The sequence below is a fragment of the Klebsiella sp. K5-204 genome (assembly GCF_030128585.1).
GTDB classification, from domain to species: domain Bacteria; phylum Pseudomonadota; class Gammaproteobacteria; order Enterobacterales; family Enterobacteriaceae; genus Klebsiella; species Klebsiella quasipneumoniae.
This window is the reverse complement of sequence record NZ_JAKUZS010000007.1, coordinates 410,965-430,498: the sequence shown is the minus strand read 5'-3', so window position 1 is coordinate 430,498 and position 19,534 is coordinate 410,965. Positions and strand designations below refer to the sequence as shown.

Genomic DNA, 19,534 nt, shown 5'->3' with positions numbered 1-19,534 from the left:
ACAACTCCTCGGCTCAGGCGCCGTTCTTTAATCCTTCGAGATATTCCCAGCGTTCAAAGGCTGCTTCCAGCGCCTGTTCCGCTTCGGCCAGCTTAGCCAGCACCTGCTGCGTGCGATCGTGCGGTTGTCCAAAGAAGTCGGGATCGGCAACCTGTTCCTGCAGCGTCTGCAGTTCGGCCTCGAGAGCTTCCAGCTTCTGCGGCAGCTGTTCCAGCTCGCGCTGCAGGTTATAGCTTAGTTTGTTCCCACCGCGTTTGACAGTTTCTGCTTTTGGCTGAGCGACTTCCATCGTTTTTTTCGCTGCCGGCTGCTTCTGCGCCAACGACTGGGCCTGCTGGCCGCGGGCATCGTGATAGCCGCCGATGTACTGGCCGATGCGACCGCCGCCTTCGAAGATCCAGCATTCGGTTACGGTGTTATCCACGAACTGACGATCGTGGCTTACCAGCATCACGGTGCCCTGATAGCCATCGATCAGCTCTTCCAGCAGCTCCAGCGTTTCGACATCCAGGTCGTTTGTCGGTTCATCGAGAATCAATAAGTTGCTGGGTTTCAGGAACAGCCGCGCCAGCAGCAGGCGGTTACGTTCCCCACCGGAGAGCGCGCGCACCGGGGTCATCGCCCGTTTTGGATGGAACAGGAAGTCCTGCAGGTAGCCCAGCACATGGCGCGGCTTACCGTTAACCATCACCTCTTGCTTACCTTCCGCGAGGTTATCCATCACCGTCCGATCCGGATCCAGCTCTGCGCGGTGCTGGTCGAAGTAGGCGACTTCCAGTTTAGTACCGACGTGGATCCGCCCGCTGTCGGCCTGCAGCTGGCCAAGCATCAGCTTCAGCAGCGTGGTTTTCCCACAGCCGTTGGGGCCAATCAGGGCAATCTTGTCGCCACGCTGGATCTGCGCGGAGAAATCTTTCACCAGCACTTTGCCATCAACCTGGTAGTTGACGTTCTCCATTTCGAACACGATTTTGCCGGAGCGCGAAGCCTCTTCAACCTGCATTCTGGCACTGCCCATCACTTCCCGGCGCTCTCCGCGCTCGCGACGCATCGCCTTCAGGGCGCGAACGCGGCCTTCGTTACGCGTGCGGCGCGCTTTGATCCCCTGGCGGATCCATACCTCTTCCTGGGCCAGCTTGCGGTCGAATTCCGCATTCTGCAGCTCTTCAACCCGCAGGGCTTCCTCTTTATCCAGCAGATACTGATCGTAATCGCCCGGGTAGGTCACCAGCTTGCCGCGATCGAGGTCGACGATGCGCGTCGCCATATTGCGGATAAAGGAGCGGTCGTGCGAAATAAAGATAATGGTGCCTTTAAAGGTTTTGAGGAACCCTTCCAGCCAGTCGATGGTTTCGATATCCAGGTGGTTGGTGGGTTCATCGAGCAGCAGCACGCGCGGCCCGCTGACCAGCGCGCGGCCCAGCGCCGCTTTACGCAGCCAGCCACCGGACAGGGATGCCAGCTGCGCGTTGGCGTCGAGACCAAGCTGCTCAATCACTTCGTTAATGCGGCTGTCCAGCTGCCACAGCCCCAGGTTATCGAGCTGCTCCTGCAGGCGCGCCAGTTCATTTAAATTTTTGTCACTCGGATCGGTCATGACCTGATGCGACACGTCATGATAGGCCTTCAGGTAGGCCGCCTGCTCGGCGATGCCTTCCGCGACAAAATCGTACACCGTACCGGCGACATTGCGCGGCGGATCCTGCTGCAGACGCGCCACAATCAGATCCTGTTCATAAATAATGCGCCCGTCATCCAGCCCCTGCTCGCGGTTGAGGATCTTCATCAGGGTCGATTTACCGGCGCCGTTGCGTCCGACGAGGCAGACGCGCTCGTTATCTTCGATATGCAGCTCGGCATTATCCAGCAGCGGCGCATCGCTGAAGGAAAGCCAGGCGCCGTGCATACTAATCAGTGACATTCTTTATTCCTTTCAGGCTGCGGTAATCAGCCAGCAGTTGTGGATCTGACGGTTGCGGGCAAAATCCTGCGACAGCGTTTTTTGCGAAATTTCTTGCGCCTTCAGGCCAAGCGCCGCCAGCCCGTCATGATCCATACGGAAACCGCGTTTGTTATTCGAGAACATAATGGTGCCGCCTTTACGCAGCAGACGTTTCAGATCGGTCATCAGGCGAATGTGATCGCGCTGGACGTCGAAAGCATCTTCCATTCGTTTGGAGTTGGAGAAGGTCGGCGGATCGATAAAGATCAGATCGAACTGCTCGGTGCTCTCCCGCAGCCAGCCCAGCACGTCCGCCTGCATCAGGCGATGCGCGCGGCCGGTCAGGCCATTGAGACGCAGGTTGCGTTCCGCCCACTCCAGGTAGGTGCGCGACATATCCACCGTGGTGGTGGAGCGCGCGCCGCCGAGACCGGCGTGGACGCTGGCGCTGCCGGTATAGGAGAACAGGTTCAGGAAGTCCTTGCCTTTGCTCATCTGGCCGAGCATACGGCGGGCGATACGGTGGTCGAGGAACAGACCGGTATCCAGGTAGTCGGTGAGGTTGACCCACAGGCGCGCGTTGTACTCCTGCACCTCGATAAAGTCGCCCTTCTCCGCCATCTTCTGGTACTGGTTTTTCCCCTTCTGCCGCTCGCGGGTCTTCAGCACCAGCTTGTTAGGCGCCATGTCCAGTACGGCGATGGTCGCGGCGATAATATCGAACAGGCGCTGGCGCGCTTTGTGCGCATCGACGGTTTTCGGCGGGGCATATTCCTGGACCACCACCCAGTCGGCGTAGCGGTCGATGGCCACGTTGTATTCCGGCAGGTCAGCATCGTACAGGCGATAGCATTCAATGCCTTCCTGACGGGCCCACTTTTCAAACTTCTTCAGGTTCTTACGCAGACGGTTAGCAAAATCTTCCGCCAGCATCGCCGGCTTGCCGCCTTCGCTCTCCGCCAGGTGATAATTCTTCTGTACGCAGTCCAGCGGGCCGTTCTTGGCTTTAAACTGTTTGTCGGCGCGCAGCTGCAGGCAGCTTAACAGCTCCGGCGAGGCGCTGAACACCGACAGGTTCCAGCCGCCAAACTGACTTTTCATGATCCGGCCCAGCAGGCTGTGCAGGGCGATCAGCGCCGGCTCGCTTTCCAGACGCTCGCCGTACGGCGGGTTGCTGATCACGGTGCCGTACGGGCCTTTCGGTAGCGGATTATTCAGCTGGGCGACGTCTTTGACTTCAAAATCGATCAGCTCGCCGATGCCGGCCCGACGGGCGTTGCGACGGGCGCGGTCAATGACGCGTTCGTCGACATCGGAGCCATAGAAGCGTGACCCATATGCCGCCAGCCCCTGACGGGCGCGCGTTTGCGCTTCCGCTTTCACTTCTTTCCAGATGGCGTCGTCGTGCTGCGCCCAGCCGCCAAAGCCCCAGTGGCCGCGGTGCAGGCCCGGCGCGCGGTCGGTCGCCAGCATCGCCGCCTCAATCAGCAGGGTACCGGAGCCGCACATCGGATCGAGCAGCGGGGTGCCCGGCACCCAGCCGGAGCGCATCACGATCGCCGCCGCGAGGTTTTCTTTGATCGGCGCCATACCGGTGCCATCGCGGTAGCCGCGCAGGTGCAGGCCTTCGCCGCTCAGATCCAGCGAGATGTGCGCCGTCTCTTTGTTCAGCCAGACGTTGATCCGCAGATCGGGCGACTCACGATCGACGTTCGGGCGAGGCAGGTTCTTACGGGTGAAGCTGTCGACAATGGCGTCTTTGACCTTCAGCGCACCGTACTGGCTGTTGCGGATCTCCTCATTGAGACCGCTAAAATGCACCGCGAAGGTGGCGCCAGGGTTGAACATCTCCGTCCACGGAATGGCCTGTACGCCGAGGTACAGATCCAGATCGCTGTATACGCGACACTCGCCCAGCGGCAGCATGATGCGCGAAGCCAGCCGGCTCCACATCAGGCTTTGATACAGCAGGCGCGTATCCCCCTGAAAATGGACCCCGCCCTGGACTACCTGGCAGTCCGTCGCGCCAAGCCCTTCCAGTTCAGTTTTTAACAGCTCTTCCAGCCCACGAGCCGTACTGGCAAACAGAGAATTCATATCGTCACTTTTACTTAAAGAAAATTGGTGCGCATTATAGCCAATATGTGCCCTATGTCATAAAGTTATAGGCTTATTTTTGGAACCCGGAGGCAGCGTATGGTAACGCTCTCGCGTCTTTTTATTCATCCCGTTAAATCCATGCGCGGCATGGGCCTGACCCACGCCTTTGCCGATATCAGCGGCCTGGCCTTCGATCGCCTGTTTATGGTCACCGAAACCGACGGCACCTTTATTACCGCCCGTCAGTTTCCGCAAATGGTGAAATTTATTCCGGCGCCGCTGCATGATGGCCTTCACCTGACCGCACCGGACGGCAGCAGCGCCGTGGTGCGTTTTAACGATTTCGCCCCTCAGGCCGAGCCGACAGAAGTCTGGGGCAACCATTTTACCGCCCTTATCGCGCCCGCCGCCGTTAATCAGTGGCTCAGCGGCTTTTTCAATCGCGATGTCCAGCTGCGCTGGCTGGGGCCACAGTTAACCCGCCGGGTGAAGCGCCACGATGCGATACCGCTCTCCTTCGCCGACGGCTACCCTTACCTGCTGGCTAACGAGGCCTCGCTGCGCGACCTGCAGCAGCGCTGCCCGGCAAGCGTAAGCATAGAACAGTTTCGGCCTAATCTCGTGGTCACCGGCGCGGCGGCCTGGGATGAAGACAGCTGGAAAGTGATCCGCGTCGGCGAGGTGGTATTTGACGTCGCCAAGCCGTGCAGCCGCTGCATTTTTACCACCGTCAGTCCGGAGCGCGGGCAGAAGCATCCCAGCGGAGAGCCGCTGGAAACCTTAAAGCGCTTCCGCACCGCGCAGGATAATGGCGATGTCGACTTTGGTCAGAACCTGATTGCCCGTAACAGCGGCGTGATCCGGGTGGGGGATGAAGTGGAAATCCTCGCCCGCGGCCCGGCGAAAGCCTACGGCGCCGGCGAAAGCGACGATACCCCGGCTCCCGAGGCGCAGCAGCAGGCCACGGTTGCCATTGAATGGCAGGGTCAACAATTTACCGGCAATAACCAGCAGGTGCTGCTGGAACAACTGGAGCAACAGGGCATTCGCGTACCCTACTCGTGTCGGGCGGGGATCTGCGGCAGCTGCCGCATCCGTCTTGAAGAGGGGGAAGTGAGTCCGTTAAAGAAAAATGCGGTCGCCGGAGATGGCACCATTCTCGCCTGCAGCTGCGTGCCGAAAACGGCCCTGCGCCTTGCGCCTTAAACCGCCTGCCCCAGGCTGTAACTGACCGCGCTTTGCGCCGGCTGCAGCCTGTCGTTCATGATTTTAATCACATCGCCCAGCTGCATAACGCGGCCGGCAAGCGTGAGACCCGGCTGGGCCAGCAGACAAAGCGCGGCGTTATCGCCCGGCTCCACCACCAGCAAATTGACCTGCTCGCCGGTATCGCTCAGCCAGACGCAGGCCGCGTCGCCGCCGCTCGGCTGCCAGTGGTGGGGATGGGCGACGAAGTGCCAGCTTTTCGGCATCTGCGGTTTGAGAAAACGGATCGCGGTTAATGCGTTGAGGACTAATTCCGCCCGCTGCTCTTTCGACAACTCGAAATCGCGGCATTTTTCTTCAAAGGAGAAATAGAGCGCGGCGTCATCGACGCAGAATCCCGATGGGGCAAAAGCGTCCGGGGTCAGCATGCGCCGGGCGAAGCGCGAGCGAAATAACATGCCATTGGCCAGATCGAGCATCATGCGGTCGTGCTCTTCATCGTAATACCAACGCCAGTTATCGTCAGGTTTAATCCGCATTTTTCCCCCTGTCCCCTTTCATACGCCTCTGCAAAGTTGTTGCGACTTGCCGCAGAATATTTTCTAAAATTAAGAAAAGTCTAAAATGTTTAAATAAGCAACAGTGAGGGAATATAAAACAACCAGGGCCGGAAATAAAGCCCTGGGTGGGATTCAGAGGAGGAAAAGATTAGATGTGGGTAACAATTTCTTTAATCAGCGGCGGACCTTTAAAAATAAATCCGGAATAGATCTGCACCAGCGATGCTCCGGCGGCCATTTTTTCCCGCGCGGCAATCACGGAATCAATACCGCCCACGCCAATGATAGGCAAGCGGCCATTGAGCTCAGCGGAGAGCATACGGATAATTTCGGTACTTTTTAATTGTAATGGACGACCGCTAAGTCCGCCGGTCTCATCGCAATGTTTCATTCCCTGAACCAGAGAACGATCGAGGGTGGTATTGGTGGCAATCACGCCATCAATATTATGACGCACGAGGCTATCGGCAACCTGGATCAATTCCTCAGGCAAAAGATCCGGCGCGATCTTCACGGCGACCGGAACATATTTTTGATGCTTCTGCTGCAGCTCAAGCTGCTTATTTTTAATACCGGAGAGTAAATCATCGAGCGCTTCGCCGTATTGCAGCGTGCGCAGCCCCGGGGTATTCGGCGAGGAGATATTAATGGCGATATAGCCGGCATAGGGATAGACTTTTTCCATACAAATCAGATAATCATCTTTCCCGTGCTCAACCGGCGTGTCTTTATTTTTGCCGATATTGATGCCCAGCACGCCGTCAAAATGCGCCTTTTTCACGTTCTCAACCAGGTTATCGACGCCATGGTTATTAAAGCCCATGCGATTGATCAACCCCTCGGCATCCACCAGACGGAAGATCCTTGGCTTATCGTTGCCCGGCTGCGGACGCGGCGTCACGGTGCCGATCTCAATGGATCCAAAACCCATCGCGCCCAGCGCGTCAATGCATTCCCCGTTTTTATCCAGCCCGGCCGCCAGACCCAGCGGGTTTTTAAAGGTCAGCCCCATGCAGGTGACAGGCCTGGCCGGCACCTTCTGGCGAACCAGTATTTCCAGCGGCGTCCCGGTGACACGGCGTAATTGTTGAAAGGTAACTTCATGAGCGCGCTCAGGATCGAGCTGAAAAAGGGCTTTACGAACGAAGGGGTAGTACATGAACTCTCCTGGATTCCCGGTGTGCAAACCGGGGGCGTATTATGTGCGATCTGTTGCGGAAAGGGAATTGACCTGCGACAAAAAATCCCCCATCAGCGCAAACGATTACCTCCCCGCGCGCCGTTATGCGCTTTTCGGCTATCTAACGGTGGATAAATCATTTAGGGAAAGAATGGCCCTCTGTCACACTCACTACAAATGTTATCAATTATAGATAAATGCAAACATTTAGTTATAAGGAGAGAGAGATGCGCGTCATTACGCTTGCGGGCAGCCCGCGTTACCCTTCCCGTTCCAGCGCCCTGCTGGAATACGCCAGAGAGACGCTCACCGCCGCCGATATCGAAGTCTGCCACTGGCATCTGCAGAACTTTGCCCCGGAAGACCTCCTGTACGCTCGCTTTGACAATCCGGCGCTGCAGACGCTCAATGAGCAGCTGGCCGGGGCTGACGGACTGATCATCGCCACGCCGGTGTATAAAGCCTCGTTTTCCGGCGCCCTGAAAACGCTGCTCGACCTGCTTCCTGAGCGGGCGCTGGAGGGCAAAATCGTGCTGCCGCTGGCCACCGGCGGCACCATCGCCCACATGCTGGCGGTGGACTACGCCCTGAAGCCGGTGCTGAATGCCCTCAAGGCTCAGGAGATCCTCCATGGCGTCTTCGCCGACGACAGCCAGGTGACCGATTACCAGCACAAGCCGCAGTTCACCCCGAACCTGCAGCGGCGCCTCGATGAAGCCCTGGAGACCTTCTGGCAGGCGCTGCATCGCCCCAGCAGCCGCGCCCCGTCGTTAACCTCTCTGCGTGGGGTGGAACATGCTTAATCCTCTCCGCGCTCTGACCCTCGGCGGGCTGCTGCTGTTCTCCGCCCTGGGCCACGCCGCCCCGGCGGCGCCTGACGCCCTGCGCATCGGCTATCAGAAAGGCAGCGTCAGCATGGTGCTGGCGAAAAGCCATCAGCTGCTGGAGCAGCGCTACCCGCAAACCCATATTTCGTGGATTGAATTCCCGGCCGGTCCGCAGATGCTGGAGGCGCTGAACGTCGGCAGCATCGATATTGGCAGCACTGGCGACATTCCGCCTATTTTTGCGCAGGCGGCCGGCGCCGATCTGGTGTATATCGGTTCGGAACCGCCAAAGCCCAAAGCGGAAGTGATTCTGGTGGCGCAGGGCAGCCCGATTCATAACGTGGCTGAGCTAAAAGGGAAAAAGGTCGCTTTTCAGAAAGGCTCCAGCTCCCACAATCTGCTGCTGCGCGCCCTGCAGCTCGCAGGTTTGAAGTTTAGCGACATTCAGCCGGTCTATCTCGCCCCCGCCGATGCGCGCGCCGCCTTCCAGCAGGGCAATGTCGACGCCTGGGCGATCTGGGATCCGTATTACTCCTCCGCGCTGCTGCAGGGCGGCGCCCGGGTGCTGACCGACGGAACCGACCTGAAACAGACGGGATCCTTCTATCTCGCTTCCCGCCCTTACGCTGAACGTAATGGCGCCTTTATTGAGGGCGTACTCGATACCTTTACCCAGGCCGATGCCCTGACCCATAGCCAGCGTGCGCAAAGCATTACGCTGCTGGCAAAAACGATGGGATTACCGGAAGCGGTGATCGCCAGCTACCTGGACCATCGTCCCCCCACCTCGGTTACCCCGGTGAGCGCTGAAACCGCCGCTCGCCAGCAGCAGACGGCCGACCTGTTCTATGAGAACAAGCTGGTGCCGAAAAAAGTTGATATCCGGGCCCGCATCTGGCAGCCCGCCGCCGCACAAGGAGCGAAATCATGAGTCTGAATATGTTCTGGTTTTTACCGACCCATGGTGATGGTCGTTATCTGGGTACCGAAGAGGGAGCCCGTCCGGTCGATTACGGCTATCTGCAGCAAATCGCGCAGACGGCGGATCGGCTGGGATTCACCGGCGTACTGATCCCGACCGGGCGCTCATGTGAAGATGCCTGGCTGGTTGCGGCCTCGATGATCCCGGTAACGCAGCGGCTGAAATTTCTTGTCGCCCTGAGGCCAAGCGTGGTGTCGCCGACGGTGGCCGCGCGCCAGGCGGCGACCCTGGACCGACTGTCGAACGGCCGGGCGCTGTTCAATCTGGTCACCGGCAGCGATCCCGCCGAGCTGGCAGGCGACGGTGTCTTCCTCGACCACACCGAGCGCTATGAGGCCTCGGCTGAATTTACCCATATCTGGCGCAAGCTGATGGAGGGGGAGACTGTCACCTTTAACGGCAAGCATCAGCGCGTTCGCGACGCCAAACTGCTGTTCCCGCCGCTCCAGCAGCCGCGTCCGCCGCTCTATTTCGGCGGATCGTCTGAGGTGGCGCAGGATCTGGCCGCTGAGCAGGTCGATCTCTATCTTACCTGGGGCGAACCGCCAGCCCAGGTGGCAGAGAAGATAGCTCAGGTGCGGGAGAAAGCCGCCCGACACGGTCGCCGGGTGCGTTTTGGCATCCGCCTGCACGTGATCGTGCGGGAAACCAATGAGGAAGCCTGGCAGGCGGCGGACAGCCTTATCTCCCATCTGGATGATGAGACTATCGCCCGCGCCCAGGCGGCCTTCGCCAGAACCGACTCCGTCGGCCAGCAGCGGATGGCGGCGCTGCACAACGGTCGACGCGATAAGCTGGAAATCAGCCCCAACCTGTGGGCTGGCGTCGGTTTGGCGCGCGGCGGCGCCGGAACCGCGCTGGTGGGCGATGCCGCTACCGTTGCCGAACGGATCAATGAATACGCCGCGCTGGGTATCGATAGCTTTATCTTCTCCGGCTATCCGCATCTGGAAGAGGCGTATCGGGTCGGCGAGCTGCTGTTCCCGCTGCTCGACGTCGCGGTGCCATCTGTTCCGCAGCCGCACAACCTGCGTCTGCAGGGGGAAGCCGTCGCCAACGAGTTTATCCCGCGTAAAGTGGCGCAGAGCTGAGGAGGCACTGATGGCAAAATCAACCCATCCCCTGTTATTACGCCTCGCCCCCTGGCTGCTGCCGGTGGGAACGGTCATTGTCTGGCAGCTGGCGTCGTCCGTCGGCTGGCTGTCGACGCGGGTGCTGCCCTCGCCGGAGGGCGTTTTGAAAGCGTTCTGGACGCTCTCGGCCAGCGGTGAGCTGTGGCAGCATCTGGCCATTAGCTCGTGGCGGGCGCTGGTCGGCTTCGCCATCGGCGGCTCCATTGGACTGGTGCTCGGCCTGATCAGCGGTCTGTCACGCTGGGGCGAGCGCCTGCTGGACACGTCGATCCAGATGCTGCGCAATGTGCCGCACCTGGCGCTGATCCCACTGGTGATCTTGTGGTTCGGCATCGATGAGACCGCCAAGATCTTCCTCGTATCGCTGGGCACCCTGTTTCCGATCTATATCAATACCTGGCACGGGATCCGCAATATCGACCGTGGGCTGGTGGAGATGGCGCGCAGCTATGGTTTATCCGGCTTTGCTCTTTTCCGTCACGTGATTTTACCCGGCGCCCTGCCCTCGATTATGGTCGGCGTGCGTTTTGCACTCGGTCTGATGTGGCTGACGCTTATTGTCGCCGAAACCATCTCGGCGAACGCCGGTATCGGCTACCTGGCGATGAATGCGCGTGAATTTCTGCAAACCGACGTGATGGTGGTCGCCATCATTCTTTACGCCATTCTTGGCAAACTGGCCGACGTCAGCGCCCAGCTGCTGGAGCGGCTCTGGCTGCGCTGGAACCCGGCGTATCATCTTCAGGAGGCTAACGCATGAACACTGCCCGTCTGAACCCAGGTATCCCGCTGCTGCTGAACGGGGTGACTAAACGCTATGGCGACAACACCATTCTTAACGAGCTGGATCTGCATATCCCCAGCGGCCAGTTTGTGGCGGTGGTGGGCCGCAGCGGCGGCGGCAAAAGCACCCTGCTGCGCCTGCTGGCGGGCCTGGAAAAGCCGAATGCCGGCGAGCTGCTGGCAGGCGCGACGCCGCTGGCGGCGATCCAGGACGACACCCGGATGATGTTTCAGGATGCGCGCCTGCTGCCGTGGAAAACGGTGATTGATAACGTGGGGCTGGGGTTAAAAGGCGCCTGGCGCGACGCCGCCCTGCAGGCGTTGGCCAGCGTCGGACTCGAGAGCCGCGCGCAGGAGTGGCCGGCGGCGCTGTCGGGCGGGCAGAAGCAGCGCGTTGCGCTGGCCCGCGCGCTGATCCATCGCCCGCGCCTGCTGCTGCTGGACGAGCCGCTGGGGGCGCTGGACGCCCTCACCCGTCTGGAGATGCAGGAGCTGATCGTCTCCCTGTGGCAGGAGCATGGCTTTACGGTCCTGCTGGTGACCCACGACGTCAGCGAAGCCGTGGCGATGGCCGACCGGGTGCTGTTGATTGAAGAGAAGAAGATCGGTCTCGATTTGAACGTGGATATTCCGCGACCGCGGCGCACCGGTTCGGCGAAGCTGGCCGAGCTGGAGGCGGAGGTGCTGGATCGGGTGATGAAACGCGGCAAGAGCGAGAGCGCACCGCGTTTGTTTAGTCATGGCTAACTAACGTCCCCGGCCCGCGCTTCGCTCGGCCGGGCTACCAAATCGCACAGCGCTGTAGCCCCGGTAAGCGAGAGCGCAACCGGGGATTTTGCCACCGTTACGCCAGCGCCTTACTGATTTTCTCGTACAGATCGCCGGAGAGATCCTTCAGCCCCTTCAGTTGCTCCAGCGCGGCGCGCATCAGCGCCTGGCGTTTCTCATCATAACGCTTCAGACGAATCAACGGCTCAATCAGTCGCGATGCGACCTGCGGGTTGCGCTGGTTAAGCTCGGTCAGCATCTCCACCAGGAACTGGTAGCCGCTGCCGTCTTCAGCATGGAACGCCGCCGGGTTGCTGCTGGCGAAAGCGCCGATGAGCGACCGCACGCGGTTCGGGTTGCTCATGCTGAACGAACGATGGTTCAGCAGACCGCGTACCGTTTCGACCACATTGGCCGCCGGACTGGTGGACTGCAGGATAAACCACTTGTCCATCACCAGGCCGTCCTGATGCCATTTATCGTCATACTCCTGCATCAGCGCATCGCGGCACGGCAGCTCAGCGGCAACCGCCGCCGACAGCGCGGCCAGCGCGTCGGTCATGTTATCCGCCTGGTGATACTGCGCCGTCACCAGCTTATCGCCCAGCGTCGGCTCTGCGAACGCCAGATAGCGCAGGCAGGTATTGCGCAGGGCTCGCTTACCGATATCGGCGTGCTCCACCCGGTAGCTGTCGAGCTTATTGGCGTTATATACCGCGAGGAATTCGTCCGCCAGCTCGTTCGCCAGGGTGCGGGTGAGCGCCTCGCGCACGGTGGCGATGGCGATAGGATCGATAATGGCGAACATCTCGGCGATTTCGTTGGCCGACGGCAGGGTTAAGATCTCGGCGGCCAGCGCCGGGTCAATCTTCTCGTCGAGCAGAATCGCGCGGAAGGCATCCGCCACGTGCACCGGCAGCGACAGCGGCTGTCCCTGCTGATGACGGTTGACGTTCAGCTTGATGTAGGTCGCCAGCAGACTCTGCGCCGCATCCCAGCGCGAGAAATCATTCCGCGCATGGCGCATCAGGAAGGTCAGCTGCTGATCGCTCCACTTGTATTCCAGTTTCACCGGTGCTGAAAACTCGCACAGCAGGGCCGGGACCGGCTGGAAATAGACATTATCAAAGACGAAGGTCTGCTCAGCCTGGGTCACATTAAGCACCGGGTACAGCGGATGACCGCCCTTCTGCAGGGGGATCACCTTACCTTCGTTATCGTACAGCTCGATGGCAAACGGAATATGCAGCGGCTGTTTCTCAGCCTGCTCGGCGGTCGGCGGCGTGCGCTGGCTGATGGTCAGCGTATACTGCTCGGTTTCCGGGTTATAGTCGTCGTGGACGGTGACAATCGGCGTGCCGGACTGGCTGTACCAGCGGCGGAAGTGCGACAGGTCGACGTTAGAAGCATCTTCCATCGCCTGGACGAAATCGTCGCAGGTGGCGGCGCTGCCGTCATGACGTTCGAAATATAGCTGCATCCCTTTCTGGAAGTTTTCTTCACCCAGCAGCGTGTGCAGCATGCGGATCACTTCGGCACCCTTTTCATAGACCGTCAGGGTATAGAAGTTATTCATCTCGATAACCCTATCCGGGCGGATCGGGTGCGCCATCGGGCTGGCGTCTTCGGCAAACTGCAGCCCGCGCATGGTGCGCACGTTGTTAATGCGGTTCACCGCCCGCGAGCCGAGGTCGGAACTGAACTCCTGATCGCGGAACACGGTCAGCCCCTCTTTCAGGCTGAGCTGGAACCAGTCGCGACAGGTGACGCGGTTGCCGGTCCAGTTATGGAAATACTCATGGCCAATCACCCGCTCGATATCGAGGTAGTCTTTATCGGTGGCGGTGTCGGTGCGGGCCAGGACATATTTGGAGTTAAAGACGTTCAGCCCTTTGTTTTCCATCGCTCCCATATTGAAGAAGTCGACGGCGACAATCATATAGATGTCGAGGTCGTACTCGAGGCCAAAGCGCTCCTCATCCCATTTCATGGAGTTTTTCAGCGAGGTCATCGCCCACGGCGCGCGGTCGAGGTTACCGCGATCGACGTACAATTCCAGCGCCACTTCACGCCCGGAGCGGGTGGTAAAAGTGTCGCGCAGGACGTCGAAATCACCGGCCACCAGCGCAAACAGGTAGCACGGCTTCGGGAAGGGATCCTGCCACTGTACCCAGTGACGACCGTTCTCCAGTTCCCCTTCCGCCATCCGGTTGCCGTTGGAGAGCAGGAACGGATATTTGGCTTTATCGGCGATAATTTTGGTGGTAAAGCGCGCCAGCACATCCGGACGGTCCAGGTACCAGGTGATATGGCGGAAACCTTCCGCTTCACACTGGGTGCACAGCGCTTCGCCTGACTGATACAGACCTTCCAGCGCGGTGTTCGCCGCCGGGCTGATCTCATTGACGATGGTCAGGGTGAAATGCTCCGGCAAGCCGCCGATCACCAGCTGATTGTTTTCTTCTTTATAGTCGCTCCACGGCTGGCCGTTCACCTGCAGAGCAATCAGGGTCAGATCTTCGCCGTCCAGGCGCAATGGCACATCAGACGCAGCCGCATGGCGGGAGACCTTGCTCTCGGCCGTAACAACGGTTTTTGCGGCATCCAGGTCAAAGGTCAAATCGATATCGCTAATCAGATACTCCGGCGCACGATAGTCGTGGCGGTATTTGGCTTGGGGCTGTTGTGTCATAAAAAACCTTTAGCATCTTCGGTAAAGTGTCGTCCCAGTCTATTCCTGTTGTGTCAATCGCGCTATGCAGAATCTTCATCTTTTCAACGTGAAACACGAAAATCGCTACATTTTGTTAACACTCGCGGCACGAATTGCCCTCGACCCGACGCAAAGCTTGTGGTGTGATCCATGTTCAATATATTAAACTAGGCCTCGCAAATGACCGTCAGCGTCGCCATCGCTCGCCATCGCGGGACAGAGCCGGGTAATAAAGGTATACTCCGCCTCCTTTTTCCGCGTTGGTTTCGATGGAACGCTCCAGTGAGAGGATGCTACTGCGCACCATGACACAATTCACTTCTCCTGTACTGCATTCGCTGCTTGATACGGATGCCTACAAGCTGCACATGCAGCAGGCTGTCTTCCACCGCTACGGCGATGTACATGTGGCGGCGGAGTTTCGCTGCCGTGGAGACGACCTGCTCGGCATTTATGCCGACGCGATCCGCGAGCAGGTGGAGTCCATGCGCGATCTGAGGCTGCGGGATGATGAATATCGCTGGCTGTCCACCCTTCCCTTTTTTCGCCAGGATTACCTCGACTGGCTGCGCGATTTTCGCTATGACCCGCGCCAGGTCACGGTCGCCAATGACAACGGCAAGCTGAACATTCGCCTCACCGGCCCGTGGCGGGAAGCCATCATGTGGGAAGTCCCCCTGCTGGCGGTGATAAGCGAGCTGGTCCATCGCTACCGTTCACCCGAGATGGGCGTTGAACAAGCGCTAAACGCGCTGGAGCATAAGCTAGGCGACTTCGCCACCATGACCGCTGACCTCGATATGAGCGCCTTCCGCCTGATGGATTTCGGCACCCGCCGTCGTTTTTCACGCGATGTACAGGAAGCCATTGTGCAACGCCTGCAGCAGGAGCCCTGGTTTGTCGGCACCAGCAACTACGATCTGGCGCGCCGTCTGAACTTAACCCCGATGGGCACCCAGGCCCATGAGTGGTTCCAGGCCCACCAGCAGATCAGCCCGAACCTGGCCAGCAGCCAGCGGGCGGCCCTCGCCGCCTGGCTGGAAGAGTATCCTGACCAGCTGGGCATCGCGCTGACCGACTGCATCACCATGGATGCGTTCCTGCGCGATTTCGGTCCGGAGTTCGCCACCCGCTATCAGGGTTTGCGCCACGACTCCGGCGACCCGGTGGAATGGGGTGAAAAAGCCATCGCCCATTACCAGAAGCTGGGCATCGATCCGCTGAGCAAAGTGCTGGTCTTCTCCGATAATCTCGACCTGGCGAAAGCCGTCGACCTGTATCGCCACTTCGCCTCGCGGGTGAAGCTGAGCTTTGGTATTGGTACCCGTTTAACCTGCGATCTGCCGCAGGTTAAACCGCTCAATATCGTGATTAAGCTGGTGGAATGTAACGGCAAGCCGGTGGCGAAGCTCTCCGACAGCCCGGGGAAAACCATCTGCCACGATAAGGCCTTCGTCCGCGCCCTGCGCGAGGCGTTCGACCTGCCGCCGATTAAAAAGGCAAGCTAAAAAACATGGCCCGACGGCATTCTGCTATCGGGCCAATCAATATCACTCCTGCGGCAGACGGGTTCTGACGACCTCGGCAAAATACTCCGCGCCAGTTAGCAATATCTCATCATTAAAGTCGTAGCAGGCATTATGCAACGGTGTATTGCCCTGAGCATCTGAACCATCGCCGTTGCCTAAAAAGATGAAACAGCCGGGGATTTTTTGCAGAAAAGCGCCAAAATCCTCCGAAATCATCATCTGTGCGACGTTGCCGTCCACCTTCTCAGCCCCTACCACGTTAATCGCAGCGGTGACCGCCACATCAACGCATTTCTGCCAGTTCACCGTTGGCGCAAATTCATGGGTATAGCTGAACTGGCACCTAGCACCGTGCATCGCGCAAATTGCTTCGCTAATGGTACGCATTCGTTCTTCGAGCAGCATCTGCACCTCCGGTACAAAGCTGCGCGTATCCCCTTTGATTTCAACATGCGTCGGAATCGCATTGCGGATGCCATCGGTGTGCAGTTCAGTACAGGAAATGACCGCTGGCACGTTCGGATCAACATTTCGCGAAACAATTGTCTGCAAAGCCAGGATGATTTCCGCCGCAATTACCAGCGGATCTTTCGCCATATGCGGCCGCGCCGCATGCGCTCCCTGCCCTTGAATACGAATAATAAAGTTATCTTCACTGGCCATAATGCCACCGACTCGCGTGGCGATAGTCCCGGCTTTCATACCCGGCATATTATGCAGACCGTAGATTTCCTCAATGCCAAAGCGTTCAATAACGCCATCGTCCATCATCGCTCTGGCGCCATAGCCAGGCTCCTCAGCAGGCTGAAAAACAAAGATGACCGTGCCGTTAAAATTCTGCCGCTGCAATAGCAACTGCGCCGCGCCCAATGCAATGCAGGTATGACCATCATGCCCGCAGCCGTGCATCCGATCGGCGGTCATGGAGCGGTAAGACCGGTCTCCCTGTTCGGTCAATTGAATGGCATCAATATCGGCACGAATAGCGATAACGCCCTTGCCATCGCCGCATTTCAATCTCCCCACTACCCCGGTTTTGCCAATATCGCGGTGTACCTCAATGCCCATGGCCTCGAGCTTTTCGGCAATAAACCGTGAAGTATTCTGCTCCTCGAAGGCGCTTTCCGGATGGGCATGCAAATAGTGACGCCAGGCGATAAGCTGCTGCTTTAACTGTTGCTGATTCATTCTCTGCTCCTGTAAACATTAGTCCATACGCTGGGCGCGCTGTAAAACCACCTGCAGCAGCACATTGGCGCCAGCAATCAGGTCTTTGGCCGCACTGTGTTCTTTGACGTTGTGACTGATGCCATCAACGCAGGGGACAAAAATCATCCCGGCGGAACATACCGACGCCATAAATTGTGCATCGTGTCCAGCGCCGCTTGGCAAACGTCGGTAACTGAGCGCCTGACGCTCCGCCTCGGCTTCCACCGCATTGACGATCTCATCGGCAAAAATGACCGGTTCAAAGCGCACCAGTGAGCGGCTGGTTATCTCCACGCCCTCTTCCTGCGACGTTTTTGCGACAAATTCTGCCAGTTGCTGCTCCGCCAGACATAAGATCGCATTATCGGTATTGCGAAGATCCACTGACATAACGACATGGTTGGGAATGACGTTGATCAGATTAGGCTTCACGCTGAAATGCCCAACGGTAGCTACCTGATCACCACCAAGGCTTAGCGCCAGCTCACGGGCAAAAACAGCGATTTTCGCAGCCGCCAGCCCGGCATCGCGTCTCATGGACATTGGGGTAGTACCCGCATGATTCGATACGCCTCTCAGGGTAAATTCCTGCCACGAAATACCCTGTACGCCGGTAACAACGCCAATATCAATTTGCTCTTTATCAAGAATCGGTCCCTGTTCGATATGCAGCTCAACGTAGCTATCTACCGCCATATCTCCCGGCTGACGTTCGCCCTTATAACCAATGTTACGCAGCGCTTCATCGAGCGTGATACCGTCGAGATCTTTTGCCGCGAGCGCCTGCGCCAACGGATACTCGCCGGCAAACACCACGCTGCCCATCATATCGGGCTGAAATCGCACCCCCTCCTCGTTAGTAAAGAAGGTTACCGCCAACGGTCGTCGGGGGCGGATCCCGGCATCCTGAAGGGTGGCAATCACCTCAAGGCCGGCCATAACGCCGTAGTTGCCATCGTATAACCCACCGGTAGCGACGGTATCGATATGTGACCCCATCATCACCATCGGCAACGTCTCCTCGCCGTGATAAACACCGGTGACATTACCGATAGCATCAATAGACACACTCAGGCCCAGGGCCTTCATGCGGGCTACAACAAAGTCCCTGCCGGCTTTATCTTCGGCCGTCGCTGCCAGGCGGCATACGCCGCCGCCTTCCAGCGCACCATATTCGCCAAGCGCATACAGGGAATCGATAAGCCGTTGGCCGTTAATCTGCAGAAAATGACTCATAAAACATCTCGCTAGTGATGGTGGTTATTGGAACATGCCGTAAAAAATGGCAGAGACGGTGATAAGCCCGATCAGGGTGACGAAAACGTTGCTCGCTTTACCGCGCCAGGGGGCAAGCACCGGTAATTTATGAATGGCGTACATAGGCAACAGCAGAAGAATTGCCGCCCCGGTGGGACCGCTGATGCATTCGATAATACCGAGGATACTGGGGTTCTTGTACGCGGCGAACCAGCAGGTAAACACCATAAACACCAGGATGACCGCGTCGACGAGGCGAATGCCAGGTTTTTTCCCGCGTGCGGCGGCGGCCTCCAGAATCAGGTCGCGCAGCGATTCATAGGCGCCGATGTAGTGGCCAAGAAATGATTTAGTAATAGCGACAAAGGCGATAATCGGCGATAGCCAGGCAATAATCGGTGTATCGTACTGATTGGCCAGATAGGACAAAATCGACAGATTCTGGGCTTTGGCTTCCGCCAGTTGCTGCGGCGACAGGCTTAACACGCAGCTGAGAACAAAAAACAGCACCACCACCGTCATGAGCAGGATACCGTAGCGCTGGATCTGCGCGCATTTCCCCTCAGCGAACGCCAGACCGTAACGCTGCTTCTGGCGCACCACCATCGGCGAAATGATGGGATAGTGGTTAAACGACATCACCAGTACCGGGAAGGTCATCCAGAGGGATAACATGATCCCCTGCCCATCGCCTGTGGCGCTGAAGCTTGCGGTTTGCAAAATTGCGCCGTTCCAGTGCGGAATCAGAAAAAGTGCCATAAAAATAAGCGAGATAATAAAGGGATAAACCAGGGTGCTCATCACCCGCATTATCAAACGCTGTCCAAAACGGACGATAAACATCAGCCCGAGGATCAGAACGATGGCCACCAGCGACCGGGGAGGCTCGGCCATTGCCAACTGGTGGGTGATAAAGCTCTGCGCGGTGTTGGTGATTGCCACCGCATACATAATCAGAATGGTATAGACGGCGAAGAAATAGATGACGGTAAACACTTTTCCCGCCAGCGCGCCAAAATGCTCGCCAATAACATCGGTAATACTGCTTTCCGGCGTATTGGAAGAGTAAATGAATCTCGCCAGACCGCGGTGAGCCAGATAAGTAATAGGAAAAGCGAGGACAAAAACAATCAACAGCGGCCAGAAGCCGCCAATTCCGGCATTAATCGGCAGAAACAGCACCCCGGCGCCAATTGCGGTACCGAAAAGGCCAAGGACCCAAACGGTATCTTCGCTATGCCACTTTGCGGGATCGGAACATCCTTTATTGATAATTATATTTTCAGTATTCATCGGTCAGGTTCTCTCTGTGCATGACGCGAAAGCGCGTATGTTTTCGTTATGA

Annotated in this window: 15 protein-coding genes; 7 read left to right on the top strand and 8 right to left on the bottom strand. The window is 58.2% G+C overall.

Features of this window, described 5'->3' with window-relative positions:
* Positions 1–13: 13 nt before the first annotated feature.
* Entirely contained in the window at positions 14–1,921 is a 1,908-nt protein-coding gene (locus MKR05_RS20220; RefSeq protein WP_023289046.1) for an ABC transporter ATP-binding protein, read from the bottom strand.
* Between the two features lie 12 nt (positions 1,922–1,933).
* On the bottom strand, positions 1,934–4,039 hold the full coding sequence (gene rlmKL, locus MKR05_RS20215; RefSeq protein ID WP_023289045.1) for a bifunctional 23S rRNA (guanine(2069)-N(7))-methyltransferase RlmK/23S rRNA (guanine(2445)-N(2))-methyltransferase RlmL: 2,106 nt from the start codon (positions 4,037–4,039) through the stop codon (positions 1,934–1,936).
* A gap of 99 nt (positions 4,040–4,138) precedes the next feature.
* Between rlmKL and MKR05_RS20210 the strand changes: the two genes are divergently transcribed.
* Entirely contained in the window at positions 4,139–5,248 is a 1,110-nt protein-coding gene (locus MKR05_RS20210) for a YcbX family protein (protein ID WP_048297176.1), read from the top strand.
* Here MKR05_RS20210 and zapC read toward each other — a convergent pair.
* Entirely contained in the window at positions 5,245–5,787 is a 543-nt protein-coding gene (gene zapC / locus MKR05_RS20205; protein WP_023289043.1) for a cell division protein ZapC, read from the bottom strand. The two genes, MKR05_RS20210 and zapC, sit on opposite strands and share 4 nt — an antisense overlap.
* Before the next feature lie 169 nt (positions 5,788–5,956).
* Positions 5,957–6,967, bottom strand: a complete 1,011-nt coding sequence (pyrD, locus tag MKR05_RS20200; protein ID WP_004201417.1) for a quinone-dependent dihydroorotate dehydrogenase — start codon at positions 6,965–6,967, stop codon at positions 5,957–5,959.
* A 248-nt stretch (positions 6,968–7,215) separates the two neighbouring features.
* On the opposite strand from pyrD, the gene ssuE reads away from it, so the two are divergent.
* The 5 genes from ssuE to ssuB are packed head-to-tail and all read left to right on the top strand — an operon-like array spanning position 7,216 to position 11,460.
* On the top strand, positions 7,216–7,791 hold the full coding sequence (gene ssuE / locus MKR05_RS20195; RefSeq protein ID WP_004201416.1) for an NADPH-dependent FMN reductase: 576 nt from the start codon (positions 7,216–7,218) through the stop codon (positions 7,789–7,791).
* Positions 7,784–8,746, top strand: a complete 963-nt coding sequence (locus MKR05_RS20190) for a sulfonate ABC transporter substrate-binding protein (protein ID WP_409254885.1) — start codon at positions 7,784–7,786, stop codon at positions 8,744–8,746. The genes ssuE and MKR05_RS20190 overlap by 8 nt, the downstream gene beginning before the upstream one ends.
* Positions 8,743–9,888, top strand: coding sequence for an FMNH2-dependent alkanesulfonate monooxygenase (gene ssuD / locus MKR05_RS20185; RefSeq protein ID WP_023289041.1), 1,146 nt, complete (start codon positions 8,743–8,745; stop codon positions 9,886–9,888). The genes MKR05_RS20190 and ssuD overlap by 4 nt, the downstream gene beginning before the upstream one ends.
* 10 nt (positions 9,889–9,898) lie before the next feature.
* On the top strand, positions 9,899–10,690 hold the full coding sequence (gene ssuC, locus MKR05_RS20180) for an aliphatic sulfonate ABC transporter permease SsuC (protein ID WP_284118578.1): 792 nt from the start codon (positions 9,899–9,901) through the stop codon (positions 10,688–10,690).
* Positions 10,687–11,460 (top strand): aliphatic sulfonates ABC transporter ATP-binding protein, encoded by a 774-nt coding sequence (gene ssuB, locus MKR05_RS20175; RefSeq protein WP_023289039.1) that lies wholly within the window; start codon positions 10,687–10,689, stop codon positions 11,458–11,460. Before ssuC ends, ssuB begins: the two co-directional genes overlap by 4 nt.
* 97 nt (positions 11,461–11,557) lie before the next feature.
* Here the strand turns inward: ssuB and pepN are convergent, their stop codons facing one another.
* Positions 11,558–14,173, bottom strand: a complete 2,616-nt coding sequence (gene pepN / locus MKR05_RS20170) for an aminopeptidase N (RefSeq protein ID WP_117264709.1) — start codon at positions 14,171–14,173, stop codon at positions 11,558–11,560.
* A gap of 326 nt (positions 14,174–14,499) precedes the next feature.
* Here pepN and pncB point away from each other — a divergent pair, with 326 nt between their 5' ends.
* Entirely contained in the window at positions 14,500–15,702 is a 1,203-nt protein-coding gene (gene pncB, locus MKR05_RS20165) for a nicotinate phosphoribosyltransferase (protein WP_032428717.1), read from the top strand.
* Between the two features lie 42 nt (positions 15,703–15,744).
* Here pncB and MKR05_RS20160 read toward each other — a convergent pair whose 3' ends face one another.
* Genes MKR05_RS20160 through MKR05_RS20150 form a run of 3 tightly spaced genes read right to left on the bottom strand, consistent with a single transcriptional unit; the run spans position 15,745 to position 19,482 of the window.
* Complete coding sequence (locus MKR05_RS20160; protein WP_044521930.1) at positions 15,745–16,911, bottom strand: M20 aminoacylase family protein; 1,167 nt, start codon at positions 16,909–16,911, stop codon at positions 15,745–15,747.
* An 18-nt stretch (positions 16,912–16,929) separates the two neighbouring features.
* The gene (locus MKR05_RS20155; RefSeq protein ID WP_178944652.1) at positions 16,930–18,168 is read right to left on the bottom strand and encodes a Zn-dependent hydrolase; all 1,239 of its coding nucleotides are present in this window, start codon (positions 18,166–18,168) and stop codon (positions 16,930–16,932) included.
* Positions 18,169–18,192: 24 nt separating this feature from the next.
* On the bottom strand, positions 18,193–19,482 hold the full coding sequence (locus MKR05_RS20150) for an aromatic amino acid transport family protein (protein ID WP_044521927.1): 1,290 nt from the start codon (positions 19,480–19,482) through the stop codon (positions 18,193–18,195).
* Between the last annotated feature and the right edge of the window lie 52 nt (positions 19,483–19,534).